The organism is Paraburkholderia sp. MM5496-R1, assembly GCF_050436205.1.
In the GTDB taxonomy this organism is placed as follows: domain Bacteria; phylum Pseudomonadota; class Gammaproteobacteria; order Burkholderiales; family Burkholderiaceae; genus Paraburkholderia; species Paraburkholderia tuberum.
In genome coordinates this window covers 667404-680597 of sequence record NZ_JBNDLT010000001.1, presented here as the reverse complement: position 1 = coordinate 680597, position 13194 = coordinate 667404, and the positions used below count along the sequence as shown (strand labels likewise).

Genomic DNA, 13194 nt, shown 5'->3' with positions numbered 1-13194 from the left:
GGATGCGATGATCGAAATCACGAATGTGCACAAGAGCTTTGGCACCGTACCCGTTCTCAAGGGCATTTCGCTCAACGTCCGCCAGGGCGAAGTGGTCTGCCTGATCGGTGCGTCGGGCTCGGGAAAGTCAACCCTGCTGCGCTGCATTAACGCGCTGGAGTCATACGACGAAGGCGAAATTCGTCTGCTCGGCGAGCGCGTCGAACAGCGCGCGCGTAACATCAACCAGTTGCGCACCCAGGTCGGCATGGTGTTTCAGCGCTTCAACCTGTTCCCGCACCGTACGGCGCTCGAGAACGTGATGGAAGGGCCGGTGCATGTCAAGCGCCTCGCGCGCGCGGACGCGCAACGCGAAGCGTCTGAACTGCTCGACAAGGTGGGGCTCGGCCACAAGCTGCACGCCTATCCTCATCAGCTTTCGGGCGGGCAGCAGCAACGGGTGGCGATTGCGCGCTCGCTCGCGATGAAGCCGAAGGCGATCCTGTTCGACGAGCCGACCTCGGCGCTCGATCCAGAACTGGTCGGCGAAGTGCTCGGCGTGATGCGCACCCTCGCACGGGAAGGCATGACGATGCTGGTGGTCACCCACGAAATGGGCTTTGCGCGTGAGGTGGCAGACCGGGTGTGTTTTCTGCACGCGGGACTCATCATCGAGGAGGGCACGGCGCAGCAGGTGCTGGGCTCGCCGCGCGAGGCGCGCACCCGCGAGTTCCTGCGCCACGTGCTGACCAATCGCAGCGACGCTCACGTCGCGCCCGACGGTATGGCAGGAGCCGCGGCATGAACGGCAGATTCGTACGCGTAGGCGAGACGGTTCGCGCCAAAGTCGAACTGACGATCAACGGCGCGCCGGTCGAAGCGCTGGCCGGCGACACGCTGCTCACTGCGATGCTGTGCTCGGTGCGGCATGTGCGGCAGTCCGAGTTCGGCGCGGAACAACGCGCGGGCTTTTGCCTGATGGGCGCGTGTCAGGACTGCTGGGTATGGACCGCGGACGGCGAGCGGCTGCGCGCCTGCACCACGGTGGTCGAAGCAGGCATGCGCGTCGTCACGACGCAACCGGAGGCGCAATGGCCGAACCTCGCATCGTAATCGTCGGCGCAGGGCCTGCAGGGGTGCGCTGCGCGCAAACGCTGCTGGCGGCCGGCATCCGCCCGATCGTCGTCGACGAAGGCAGGCGCGATGGCGGCCAGATCTACCGGCGTCAGCCCGATGGCTTCACGCGGCCGTATTCGAAGCTGTACGGCACGGAAGCCGCGCGCGCGGAGAACCTCCATCGAACTTTCGAGCGACTGCGCCCGCAGATCGATTACCGTCCGCAGACGCTGGCGTGGAACGTCGCGCAAGGCAAGCTGCATATCGTGCATGAAGGACACGCGAGCGTGTTGCGCTACGACGCGCTGATCCTGTGCCCCGGCGCGACCGACCGGTTGATGCCGGTCAAAGGCTGGCAGTTCGCCGGTACCTACAGCCTCGGTGCCGCGCAGATCGCGCTGAAGTCGCAGGCCTGCGCGATTGGCCGTCAGGTCGTTTTCATGGGTACCGGCCCATTGCTGTATCTGGTCGCGAACCAGTATGTGCAGGCGGGTGCCAGGGTAGCGGCAGTACTCGACACGTCGAAGACCGGTGCGCGCTTGCGCGCGCTGCCCAAATTGCTGGCGCGCGTCGACGTATTGCGCAAGGGCCGCGCGCTCGTGAGCGCGTTGAAGCGCTCAGGCGTGCGGGTGGAAAACGGCATCGAGCCGCTCGAAATTCTCGGCACTCCGGACGACGGCGTGCTTGGCGTACGCTTTCGCGATGCGCGCGGCAACGTCGCGCAGGTCGAATGCGACGCGGTCGGTCTCGGCTATCACCTGCGGCCGGAAACCCAGCTTGCCGATCTCGCGCGCTGTGCGTTCCGTTTCGACGCGATCACGCGGCAATGGGTGCCGCAAATCGACGAACTCGGTCGCAGTAGCGAAAAGGGCGTCTATATTGCGGGCGATGGCGCGCGCGTGCTCGGCGCGGACGGCGCCGAGGTCGCCGGACGGCTCGCGGCCCACGCCGCGCTGAGCGATCTCGGGCGGCCCGTCGCGGCGACCACGCTCGACGCGTTGACGCGTGAACAGCGCAAAATGGATCGCTTCCGGCTGGGTCTGGCAGAGGCGTTTGCGTGGCCTGCCGCGCAGGCGGCGCGTCTTTCCGACGATACGATCGTTTGCCGGTGCGAAGGCATCACCGCGGGCGAACTGCGCCGCGTGGTGCGCGATGAAGGCGCGCAGGAAGCGAACCGTGCCAAGGCCTTTAGCCGTGTCGGTATGGGGCGCTGTCAGGGACGTTACTGCGGCCATGCGGGTGCGGAGGTGATCGCGGCGGCGGCGAACGTGCCGCTCGAGCAGGTTGGCAGACTTCGTGGACAGGCGCCGGTCAAGCCGCTGGCCATTGCAACCGTGGAGGATACCGAGTGAACCGTGCACAAGCCGATGTTCTGATCGTGGGCGGCGGGTTCATGGGTGCGTCCGCCGCATTTTTTCTGAGGCAGCGGGGCCGCTCGGTGATCCTGCTCGAGCGCCAGCTCGTCGGGCAGCAGGCGAGCGGCACCAACTTCGGTAACGTGCGCCGTCAAGGGCGGTTTCTGCCGCAGTTGCCGCTGGCGAACCGTTCGCGCGAAATCTGGGGGCGTCTGCCGGAATTGATCCAGCACGACGCCGAGTTTCTGATGTCGGGCCATGTCCGCGTCTGTTATCGCGAAGAGCAGGCCGACCAGTTCGAAACCTATGCGAAGGAGGCCGCGCACTACGGTCTCAAGCTCGACCTGTTGCGCGGCGACGCGCTGCGCGCGCGGTTTCCGTTTCTCGGTGCGGAGGTGCTGGCGGGCTCCTATTCGCAGATGGACGGGCACGCGAATCCGCGCCTCGCGGCGCCCGCGTTCGCCCGCGCCGCGGCTCGGCTCGGTGCGCGGATCGTCGAAAACTGCGATGTCGTGACGGTGGAAAAAGAGGGCGCCGAGTTTCGCGCGACGAGCGCCGACGGCCGCACGTTCCATGCGCCCGTGCTGCTGATCACGGCGGGTGCGTGGGGCAACCTGCTGTCGGAGCAATTCGGCGAAGCGGTGCCGATCGCCGTCAACGGTCCACAGATGGCCGTTACCGAACCCGTGCCGTATGCGATCCAGCCGGTGGTCGGCGTGTCGTCGCCGCAGATCGAAGAGGTGGTGTATTTCCGCCAGGTCGCGCGCGGCAATATCGTGATCGGCGGCTGCGCGCGTGCGCCTGCGTATCTCGACGAACGCCGCGCGAAGGTTCTCCCGTCAAGCACGTTGCTGCAGTTCAGACAGCTGCAGCGGGTCGCGCCGATGCTGCGCAAGCTGAGCATCATCCGGGTGTGGAGCGGCGTGGAGGGCTATATGCCCGATGACAAGCCGATCATGGGCGCAAGCGGGACGACCGGCGGCCTGTTCTATGCGTTCGGTTTTTGCGGCCACGGTTTTCAGCTTGGTCCGGGCGTAGGCGACACGATGGCCGAACTGATCGACACCGGCGCCACCAGCACGCCGCTCGAGCCGTTCGACATCCGCCGCTTCGCGGCCAGTCGGGAGACGGCACCGACAGTGCCGCCCACGTCGCGCGTTGCGTGAGCGGAGCGTCGATGCTGAGCCTGAGCCCAACCTCATCATCATCCGCGCCCGAGCTTGCGGGCGCGAGCCGTCATCCGACGCGCGCGCCGAATCGCGTGAGCCGCGCCGTGCAGCGTGCGCTCGACTTCATCGATGCCTGTTTCGCCGAGCCAATCAGCCTGTCCGAACTGGCGGCCGTCGCGCAGTTGAGCATTTCGAGGTTTGCGGTGCGCTTCAGCGCGGAGATTGGCGTGTCGCCGCAGCAATATGTGCGGCTAGTGCGCGTACGGCATGCGCAGTGCCTGTTGCGACGAGGCTTGCCGCCGTCGATCGTGGCGACCGAGGTGGGCTTCTTCGATCAAAGCCATCTATGCCGGCACTTCAAACGTGTGCTTGGCAGAACGCCGGGGGAATGGCTGAGCGCGAATGGTTGACTGCAAGTCGACAGGCCACCGGCGTCGCGCCGGTGGCCTCGAACGCATTCGACCCGATCGGGCCGGCTGCGCGTAGCCGAAACCATCACCGCTTCATTGATGCTGCTGCGAGAAGAGCGTTTCCAGCGGGTATTCGGATTTCACGAATGGCGTCTTGATGATGACGTAGCTGAAATACTTCTCGATGCCGATGTCCCGCTCCAGCAGCCCTTCGATCACGCTCTGATAATGATTGACGCTGCGCGTGACGAACTTCAGCAGGTAATCGTAGCCGCCGCTCGCCAGATGGCATTCAATGATCTCGTCCACAGGACGGATCGCCGCCTCGAACTTGGCGAAGTCTTCGCGACGATGGTCGGCGAGCGTGACCTCGGTGAACACGATCTGCACGTCACCGAGTTTCTGCAGTTGGATATGTGCGCCGTAGCCGACGATATAGCCGGCCTTTTCAAGCCTTTTCACGCGAATCAGACAGGGGCTCGGCGAGAGCCCCACGGCGTCCGCAAGCTCGACGTTCGTGATACGGCCTTTCTTCTGGAGTTGCGAAAGAATACGCAGGTCGATCCGGTCCAGCTTCGTGTCGCCGCTTGTCGTCATGTATCGGTCTGCCCGTCGAAGGTTCTGCTTTTCGCTTCGTTGCGCTTCGCCTTGGTCAAGCAACGCGCAGGCCGATGTTATCACGCGCTCAGGCGGCCGCGCGGCTCGCGCCGCGCAATGCGGCACGCACCTCCGCCTGCTCGAGCACGTCGTCGAGCGTGCGCCGCAGACGGCCGAACAGTTGTTCGAACTCGGCCTCGCCGAAGCACAGCGCGGGCGCGAAACCGAGAATGCTGTCGCCGAATGCGCGGAACACGAGGCGGTTGCGGTAGGCTGCGGCCGTGATCCGGTCCGGCAGCTTCAGCGACGGATCGAAGCGTGCCCGCGAGTTCTTGTCCGCGACCAGTTCCAGCGCGCCGAGCAGCCCGCGATGACGCGAGTCGCCCACCAGCGGATGAGCGAGCAGCGCGTCGAGCCCGGCGGCAAAGCGCGGTGCCTGCGCGATGCCGTTCGCGAGCAGACCGCCCTCCTGATAGAGCCGCAGTACTTCGAGTCCGATGGCGGCGCTCACCGGATGCGCGGAGTAGGTCTGACCGTGACCGACGACCGCGGTATCGCGCGCATCGCCTGCAATGCCCTGGTAGATTTCGTCGGACATCAGCACCGCGCCCATCGGCGCATAACCGGAGGTCAGCCCCTTCGCCACCGTCATCAGATCCGGCTCGACCTGTTCGGCCTCGCACGCGAAGAGCGGGCCGGTACGACCGAAGCCCGTGATGACCTCGTCGGCGACGAACAGGATGTCGAGGCGACGGCACGCGTCGCGCATCGCCTTTAACCAGCCGACCGGCGGCACGATCACGCCGCCCGAACCCTGGATCGGCTCGCAGAAGAACGCGGCGACGTTCTCCGCCCCGAGTGACGCGACTTTCGCTTCGAGCGCGGCGACGGATGCGGCGATCAGCGCTTGCGCGTCACTGCCTTGCGGCTGACGGTACGCATACGGCGACGGCAGATGGTGCTGGTGCGGCAGCGGCAGGTCGAAGTTGCGGTGGAACGCGGGCAGCGCAGTGAGCCCCGCGCCGACCGACGACGATCCGTGATAGCCACGTTCGAGCGCGATCATCTGCTTTTTCGCCGGGCGCCCCGTTGCATTGAAGTAATGCGTAATGAAGCGTATCGCGGAGTCGATCGCATCGGAGCCGCCGAGCGTGAAATAGACGTGCTGCAGCGAAGCGGGCGCAAGCGACACCAGTTTTTCGGCCAGTTCGATCGCGGGTTCCGACGAGAAGTGGAAGTAGGTGGTCGCGTAGGGCAGCTTCGTCATCTGGCGCGTCGCCGCTTCGACGATGCTCTGCTGGCCGTAACCCACGTTCACGCACCACAGGCCCGCAAATGCGTCGAGCAGTTCATTGCCGTCGATATCGCGCAGATACGCGCCCTGGCCGGATTCGAGTACGGTGGTGCCGCGCGCTTCGTGCGCGCGATAGTTGATGACCGGGTGAATCAGGTGCTTGCGGTCGGCGTCGATCAGCGATGAGTTTGACATGATGGTGGTTCCCCGCACGTGGCGATCAGGTAAGAGTCACCCCTCGATAGTAGCGACAGCCGTATGCGTGTCGTTCAGCCAAAAAAAAGCCTAAAGAGCGTCGACGCAGCGTTTTTCACCCTGCAGACAGCATTTTCTGCTGCGTGTGCTTAATAGCAGGGCGAACCCCAACGCTGCCGTGCATGAGCGAGCGTGTTTGCGTGTGGAAGAGAGAGGCGCCGCGGTGCAGCGGGTTCAGGTTCAGCGTGGCTTCACCTGGCTCAGGTGAGCGACTGCGCGATCACCGCATACTGATGCAGCCCCGGGTCGGCGCGGCTCGACTCGCCATCGGCTTGCGCGGATGCAAGCCGGCGCATCTTCACGACCGTCTCCGAGCGTGCGAGACCGAGGCCGGTTAGCCACTCGCGCAGGCCGTGCCCGTGCGGCACGTCGATGCGCACCAGCGCGCCTTCGTTCAGCGCGAGCCAATGGCTGATCAGCGCCTTGGCCCGCACGGCGTCGGGAAACGCGCTGGCGACGACGGGGCCGATCACGAAGCCGCGTCCGAAGCGGCGGAACAGCGAGAAGCCGAGCAGTTCGCCGTCGCGATCGAGCGCGATACCGTCGGCCAGATCGAGCAGCGGCGGCAGTACGTGGCTGCGATCGAGGCCGCTAGCGCGTGATTCGAGCGCGACGAGTTGCTGCGCGTCGCTCGTCCCGAGCGGGCGCAGCCGCTCGTTGGCGGGCAGCGCAACGAGCGGCGGCCGGAACGCTGCACCCTGCATCTGGTCGAGGGCGCCGCAGCGCTCGAAGCCGAGCGCGTCGCACAACGGCTGGCCAGCCTCGGTCGCATAGAGCGTGATGTCACGCTTGCCAAGCTCGTCGAGCGCGTGCGCGAGCAACGTGCGGCCGATACCCACGCCGCGATGCTCCGGCGCGACGATCAGCATGCCCAGCGTCGCCTGATCCGCGCCGAACTTCCAGCAGACCACGGTGCCGACCAGCGCGCCCGCCGTCTCGGCGATGAAGCCGATCCCGGTGCGCGCCGAGAACCGCCAATCTTCACGGCGATGCGGCCAGCCAATCGCGGCGGACAGGCGTTGAGCGGCAGGGATGTCGTCGGCTGTCAGGCGTCTGTAGGTGAAACGTGCGTGAGGCGTTGGATCGGACACGGGGCGCTCCGTGAATAGTCGGCCGTGCCGCGACTGTTGCACGTTGCCCGGTGATTGACTAGTACGAACTTCTCATCGTGGGGGGGGCGTCCTGTCCAGAACATCAGGGTCAACGCCAGGAGCGGCAAATCATGCTGTTTTGACCACTCAAAACCATGTTTTCGAATGGTCGAGTCCACCGATACGCGATCAACGCCATTTTTTGCAGTGCTTAAATCGATTCATGCAATGCCACCGCGCCGCGACCAGCACGCGGAGCGCCGTCGAACACCAATGCTGGATACCCCGCGTTCAATCCCGAGTGAGGAGCAGTTGCATGTACGACGACCCAATCAAAACGGGCGGCTTCAGCCGCCGTGACATGATGCGTTTGCTGGCCGCCGGCGGCATCCTTGCCACCGGCGCGGGAGGTCTGCTGGCGGGGGCTCGCCCGGCATTCGCGGCACCCATGCCGAAGAAAGGCGGCAAGATCCGGGTGGCCTACGACGCATCCTCGACCGCGGATACGCTCGACCCGGCCAAGGGTTCGGCAGGCTCCGATTACATCCGCTTCTTCATGTTCTATAGCAGCCTGACGCAGCTCGATTCGTCGCTGACGCCGAGGATGAATCTCGCCGAATCGATCGATACCAGCGACGCGAAAGTGTGGGTGATCAAACTGCGCAAAGGCGTCACGTTCCACGACGGCAAGCCACTCGCGCCCGCCGATGTCGTCTACTCGCTGATGCGTCACAAGAATCCGGCAACGGCGTCGAAGGTGAAGACGCTGGCCGATCAGTTCGTGGAGGCGAAGCAGACCGGTCCCAACGAAGTCACGCTGACGCTCGTTTCGCGCCAACGCGGACCTGCCGGTGATTCTTGCCACGCCGCAATTCGTGATCATCAAGGACGGCACGACGGACTTCACGACGGCCGTCGGCACCGGCCCGTACAAGCTGAAGACGTTCAAGCCCGGCGTTTCGACCGTCGGCATCCGTAACGACAGTTTCTGGAAGACCGGCGGCGGCCCTTACCTCGACCAGATCGAACTGATCGGTATCGGCGATAACTCGGCACGGGTGAATGCGCTGCTGTCCGGCGATGTTCACCTGATCAATTCCGTCGATCCGCGCGCGACGCAGCGCATTGCCGCGACGCCGGGCTACGAGGTGCGCGAGACCAAGTCGGGCCTCTATACCGATCTGATCATGCGCCGCGACAACCCGCTGACGGGCAACCCCGATTTCGTGCAGGGCATGAAGTATCTGTTCGACCGTGAGCAGATCCGCTCGGCGGTGTTTCGCGGTTATGCGGTGATCGGCAACGATCAGCCGATTCCGCCCGGACACCGCTACTTCAATGCGTCGCTGCCGCAGCGTCCCCACGACCCGGACAAGGCGAAGTTCCACTTCCAGAAAGCCGGAGCTATCGGTACGACGCTGCCGCCGATCTATGCGACCACCGATGCGAACGGCTCGATCGAGATGGGTGTGCTGCTGCAGCAGTCCGCCGCGAAGATCGGCGTGAACCTGGAGATCAACCGCGTGCCGGCGGATGGTTACTGGTCGACGCACTGGATGAAGCATCCGCTCGGGTTCGGCAACGTCAATCCGCGCTCGAGCGCCGATGTGCTGTTCACGCAGTTCTTCAAGTCGGACGCCCCGTGGAACGAGTCGGGCTGGAACAACCCGAAGTTCGACCAGTTGCTGGCCGCGGCCCGCTCGGAAACCGACGATGCGAAGCGCAAGCAGATGTACGGCGACATGCAGGTGCTGGTATCGGAGCAGGGCGGCATTGGCATCCCGACCTTCCTGAGCCTGCTCGACGCGAACGACAAGCACTTGCAAGGGCTCCAGCCCGTGCCTACCGGCGCGATGATGGGCTTCAACTTCGCCGAGTACGTGTGGTGGAACGCGTGACCCGCTGAAGCGCCCGGACGCGGCGGGTGGCCCCCGCCGCGCCGCTCGCGGCAGGCAGCCGCAGCGCGCCCGAGCGGCACGGCTCATGTATGACTCGCCGTGTCGCGCAGCCTAACCGAGGAGCTCATGCCCATGAACGGGAATATCGCCCAGTTGATCGGCCGGCGCGTCGCCGTCACTGCGCTGACGCTGCTGATTGTCTCGATCATCATCTTCGTGATCACCAACCTGTTGCCGGGCGATGCCGCGCAGGCCGCACTCGGCCAGTCGGCGACGGCGGATACGGTCGCGGCGCTGCGGCTGCAGTTCGGCCTCGACCAGCCGGCATACCTGCGGTACTTCCATTGGCTCGTCGGTCTGCTGCACGCGAACTTTGGCGTGTCGCTGTCGAGCAATCTGCCGGTGTCCGAGATGATCGAAGGGCGCCTGCCGAAGTCGCTGACCCTCGCGGCGATCACCACCGGGGTGTCGGTGCCGATCGCGGTGTCGGCGGGCATTCTCGCGGCAGTCAAGCGCGACTCGCTGATCGATCGGATCGTGAGCCTCGGTACGCTGTCGCTGGTCGCCACGCCCGAGTTCCTGATCGCGACGCTGGCGGTGCTGGTGCTGGCCGTCAAGCTGCACTGGCTGTCGGCGCTGTCGTACAGCGGTGAGATCGAGAGCCTGCACGACTTTCTGCGCGCGTATGCGATGCCGGTCGTCACGCTGTGCGCGGTCGTGATCGCGCAGATGGCCCGCATGACACGCGCCGCGGTGATCGAGCAACTCAGTTCTTCGTATGTGGAAATGGCGATGCTCAAGGGCGCGAGCCCCGCCCGCATCGTACTGCGCCACGCACTGCCGAATGCGATCGGCCCGATCGCCAATGCAATCGCGCTGAGCCTGTCTTATCTGCTTGGCGGCGTGATCGTCGTCGAGACCATCTTCAACTACCCGGGCCTCGCCAGCCTGATGGTCGACGCGGTCAGCAACCGCGACTTCCCGCTCGTACAGGCCTGCACGCTGCTGTTCTGCCTCGGCTATCTGCTGCTCGTGCTGCTAGCCGACCTGTGCGCCATCATCTCGAACCCGAGGCTGCGGACATGACGATTCTTCGACCTTCTTCCGATGCGCCTCACCGGCTCGGTGCGCTCGAACCGGTGCAACGCAGCAGCATGATGCCGGAGGGCGCCGATCCCGCGCGGTCCTGGGGCGGCGGCGGAGGCCCGGCGCCTCGACCGGTGCGCCGCCGCAGCCTCGCGCAACGCATGAACCTGTCGACCGGCGGCTGGATCGGCCTGGCGATGGTCAGTTGCGCGTTGTTCGTCGCGGCGTTCGCACCGTGGCTCGCGCCGCATTCGATCGGCGCGATCCTCACGCCTGACGTATTCGCGGGCTTCAGCGCGAAGCTGCCGTTCGGCTCCGACTACCTGGGTCGCGACATGTTGACCCGCATCATCTACGGGATGCGCCTGACGGTCGTGCTCGCGCTGGCGGCGGCGCTGCTCGCGGCGCTCACGGGGACCATGCTGGGACTGCTGGCGGCCGTGGCCGGCCGCCGTATCGACGAAACCATGAGCCGGCTGCTCGATGCGGTGACGTCGATCCCGTCGAAGATGTTCGCGCTGATGATCGTCGCCGCGTTCGGCTCGTCACTGCCGTTGCTGATCGTGACCGCGGCGATCAGCTACATGCCGGGCTCGTACCGGATCGCCCGCTCGCTGGCGGTCAATATCGGCACGCTCGAATACGTGCAGGTCGCGCGGGCGCGCGGCGAAAGCGCGCTCTACATCGCGTGCTTCGAGATGCTGCCGAACATGATTCATCCGATCCTCGCCGACACCGGACTGCGCTTCACTTTCGTCGTGCTGCTATTGAGCAGCCTGAGCTTTCTCGGTCTCGGCGTGCAGCCGCCGTATGCCGATCTCGGTTCGCTGGTACGCGAGAACATCGCCGGCCTCGGTGAAGGCGTGCCGGTCGTGATCCTGCCCGCGATCGCAATCGCGATCCTCACGGTCGGCGTGAACCTGCTGATCGACGGACTGCCGCATCATGGCCGCCGCAAGGGCATGCCTGATGCCGATGGAGGCCACTGATGAAGGCACCCTTTTTCAGACGTGCTCACGCGGCCTTTGAGACCATCTCGAGGACCGCGCCGCTACCCCCATCGAATCTGGTCGAGGTACGAGGCCTGCGCGTGGTGGGAAGCCGGCCCGGCGAGCCGGATACGACGATCGTGCATGACATCGACTTCGAGATTGCGCGCGGCGAGGTGCTCGCATTGATCGGCGAGTCGGGCTCGGGCAAAACCACGATTGCACTGTCGCTGATGGGCCATGCACGCAGCGGCTGCCGCATCGCGGGCGGCGCGATCCGGGTGGGCGACACCGACGTGCTCGGGCTCTCGCCGAAAGCGCTCGCGGGATTGCGTGGCCGCAAGGTTGCCTACATCGCGCAAAGCGCGGCCGCGGCGTTCAACCCGGCGCGCCCGCTCATGGACCAGGTGATCGAAAGCGCGCTGATTCACGGCACGCTCAGCAAGCGCGCCGCGCGGGCCAAAGCGGTCGAACTGTTCCGCGCGCTCGCGCTGCCCGAGCCGGAGACGATCGGCCGGCGCTACCCGCACCAGGTGTCGGGCGGCCAGTTGCAGCGGCTGATGGCGGCGATGGCGCTGATCACCGACCCCGAACTCGTGATCCTCGATGAACCGACCACGGCGCTCGACGTCACCACGCAGATCGACGTGCTGCAAGCGTTTCGCAGCGTGATCCGCCAATGCGGAATGACGGCCGTCTACGTATCGCACGATCTGGCGGTGGTCGCGCAGATGGCGGATCGCATCGTCGTGCTAAGCAATGGTGAAATCCGCGAAACGGGCCGCACTGAACAGATTCTGCATGCGCCGGCGCACCCGTATACGCAAAGCCTGATTGCTGCCGTGACGCCCGTGGCCCCAACTGCCTGCACCTCGGCGGCTCCCGACGCAGCCCGGCCGAACACGCCGCTGCTCGAACTGCGCGGTCTGACGGCCGGCTACGGCCGCACCGACGCGAAGGGCTGGCCGCACAAGGTCATTCTGCGCGACGTGGACCTCGTGATCGATCGTGGTCAGACGGTAGGCGTGATCGGCGAATCCGGTTCGGGCAAGACGACGCTCGCGAAGGTGATCGCCGGGCTCGTGCCGATGGCGCGCGGCAATCTGCTGCTCGACGGTGAGCCGCTCGCCGCCAACCTCGGCCGCCGCAGCCGCGAACAGTTTCGCTGTATCCAGATCGTGTTCCAGAACGCCGACACCGCGCTTAATCCGACGCACACCGTCGAGCGCACGCTGGCGCGTCCGCTGAAGTTCTATCACGGCATGAAGGGCGAGGCCGCGCGGCGCCGCGTCGCCGAACTGCTCGGCCTGGTGCGCCTGCCTGCCGAGCTGGCGCAGCGGCGCACCGGAGAGCTGTCGGGCGGGCAGAAACAGCGCGTGAATCTCGCGCGGGCGCTGGCCGCCGAACCCAAGTTGATCCTGTGCGACGAAGTCACGTCCGCGCTCGATACGGTGGTCGGCGCTGCCATTCTCGAGCTGTTGCGCGATCTGCAAAAGAAGCTCGGCGTGTCATATCTGTTCATCACGCACGACATCGCCAAGGTGCGTGCGATCAGCGACGACATCGTCGTGCTGTACGCGGGGCACCGCGTCGAGACGGGCAACCGCGACGCGTTGTCGGCGCCGCCGTATCACCCGTATTCGCATCTGCTCGTGTCGTCGGCGCCGGAGCTTCGCGCCGGCTGGCTCGAAGAAGCGGGCGAGCGTTGTCATCAGACGTTGCCGCCGATCGGTGAGTCGACTCATGAGCCGGAGCTTTGCACATTTCTCGCGCGATGCCCGATGCGCATCGACGGTGTCTGCAATCGCACGTCGCCGAGCGTGCGCACGCTCGCGAGCGGCGCGCAGGTGCTGTGCCATCGCAGCGAAGCGGAACTGGAGCGATACCAGAGCGGGCCGCCCGACGGTGCTGCTGCGGCGAGCGTGCTCGCGCAGTCTGGCACGGTGCGGGTCTGA

11 protein-coding genes and 1 pseudogene are annotated in these 13194 nt (G+C 65.7%); 9 read left to right on the top strand and 3 right to left on the bottom strand.

The genetic code is table 11. The features are described 5' to 3' along the window. The first annotated feature begins 7 nt into the window (after positions 1-7). Genes OKW38_RS03495 through OKW38_RS03475 form a run of 5 tightly spaced genes read left to right on the top strand, consistent with a single transcriptional unit; the run spans position 8 to position 4029 of the window. Positions 8-784: an amino acid ABC transporter ATP-binding protein gene (locus OKW38_RS03495; protein ID WP_184005824.1), complete on the top strand. Its 777-nt coding sequence runs from the start codon at positions 8-10 to the stop codon at positions 782-784. Then, the gene (locus OKW38_RS03490) at positions 781-1092 is read left to right on the top strand and encodes a (2Fe-2S)-binding protein (RefSeq protein ID WP_184044624.1); all 312 of its coding nucleotides are present in this window, start codon (positions 781-783) and stop codon (positions 1090-1092) included. Before OKW38_RS03495 ends, OKW38_RS03490 begins: the two co-directional genes overlap by 4 nt. After that, the gene (locus OKW38_RS03485; protein WP_429359982.1) at positions 1071-2447 is read left to right on the top strand and encodes an FAD-dependent oxidoreductase; all 1377 of its coding nucleotides are present in this window, start codon (positions 1071-1073) and stop codon (positions 2445-2447) included. The genes OKW38_RS03490 and OKW38_RS03485 overlap by 22 nt, the downstream gene beginning before the upstream one ends. Further along, entirely contained in the window at positions 2444-3616 is a 1173-nt protein-coding gene (locus tag OKW38_RS03480; protein WP_429359980.1) for an NAD(P)/FAD-dependent oxidoreductase, read from the top strand. Before OKW38_RS03485 ends, OKW38_RS03480 begins: the two co-directional genes overlap by 4 nt. A gap of 11 nt (positions 3617-3627) precedes the next feature. Next, positions 3628-4029: a helix-turn-helix domain-containing protein gene (locus OKW38_RS03475; RefSeq protein ID WP_090811113.1), complete on the top strand. Its 402-nt coding sequence runs from the start codon at positions 3628-3630 to the stop codon at positions 4027-4029. Between the two features lie 93 nt (positions 4030-4122). On the opposite strand, the gene OKW38_RS03470 is transcribed toward OKW38_RS03475, so the two are convergent. The 3 genes from OKW38_RS03470 to OKW38_RS03460 all read right to left on the bottom strand — a co-directional run bounded on the left by OKW38_RS03470 (position 4123) and on the right by OKW38_RS03460 (position 7266). Further along, positions 4123-4626 carry an Lrp/AsnC family transcriptional regulator gene (locus OKW38_RS03470; RefSeq protein ID WP_090811115.1) on the bottom strand — a complete coding sequence of 168 codons (504 nt, stop codon included), beginning with the start codon at positions 4624-4626 and terminating at the stop codon, positions 4123-4125. Between the two features lie 88 nt (positions 4627-4714). Further along, on the bottom strand, positions 4715-6115 hold the full coding sequence (locus OKW38_RS03465; RefSeq protein ID WP_187630692.1) for an aspartate aminotransferase family protein: 1401 nt from the start codon (positions 6113-6115) through the stop codon (positions 4715-4717). Positions 6116-6375: 260 nt separating this feature from the next. Next, complete coding sequence (locus OKW38_RS03460) at positions 6376-7266, bottom strand: GNAT family N-acetyltransferase (protein ID WP_429359978.1); 891 nt, start codon at positions 7264-7266, stop codon at positions 6376-6378. 316 nt (positions 7267-7582) lie between these two features. On the opposite strand from OKW38_RS03460, the pseudogene OKW38_RS03455 reads away from it, so the two are divergent. From OKW38_RS03455 to OKW38_RS03440, 4 genes and pseudogenes are all read left to right on the top strand, one after another. Further along, positions 7583-9164: pseudogene (locus OKW38_RS03455) on the top strand (ABC transporter substrate-binding protein). Positions 9165-9296: 132 nt separating this feature from the next. After that, positions 9297-10250, top strand: coding sequence for an ABC transporter permease (locus OKW38_RS03450; protein WP_090811123.1), 954 nt, complete (start codon positions 9297-9299; stop codon positions 10248-10250). Next, positions 10247-11239, top strand: coding sequence for an ABC transporter permease (locus tag OKW38_RS03445; protein ID WP_090811125.1), 993 nt, complete (start codon positions 10247-10249; stop codon positions 11237-11239). The genes OKW38_RS03450 and OKW38_RS03445 overlap by 4 nt, the downstream gene beginning before the upstream one ends. Continuing rightward, positions 11239-13194: an ABC transporter ATP-binding protein gene (locus tag OKW38_RS03440; RefSeq protein WP_429359976.1), complete on the top strand. Its 1956-nt coding sequence runs from the start codon at positions 11239-11241 to the stop codon at positions 13192-13194. The genes OKW38_RS03445 and OKW38_RS03440 overlap by 1 nt, the downstream gene beginning before the upstream one ends.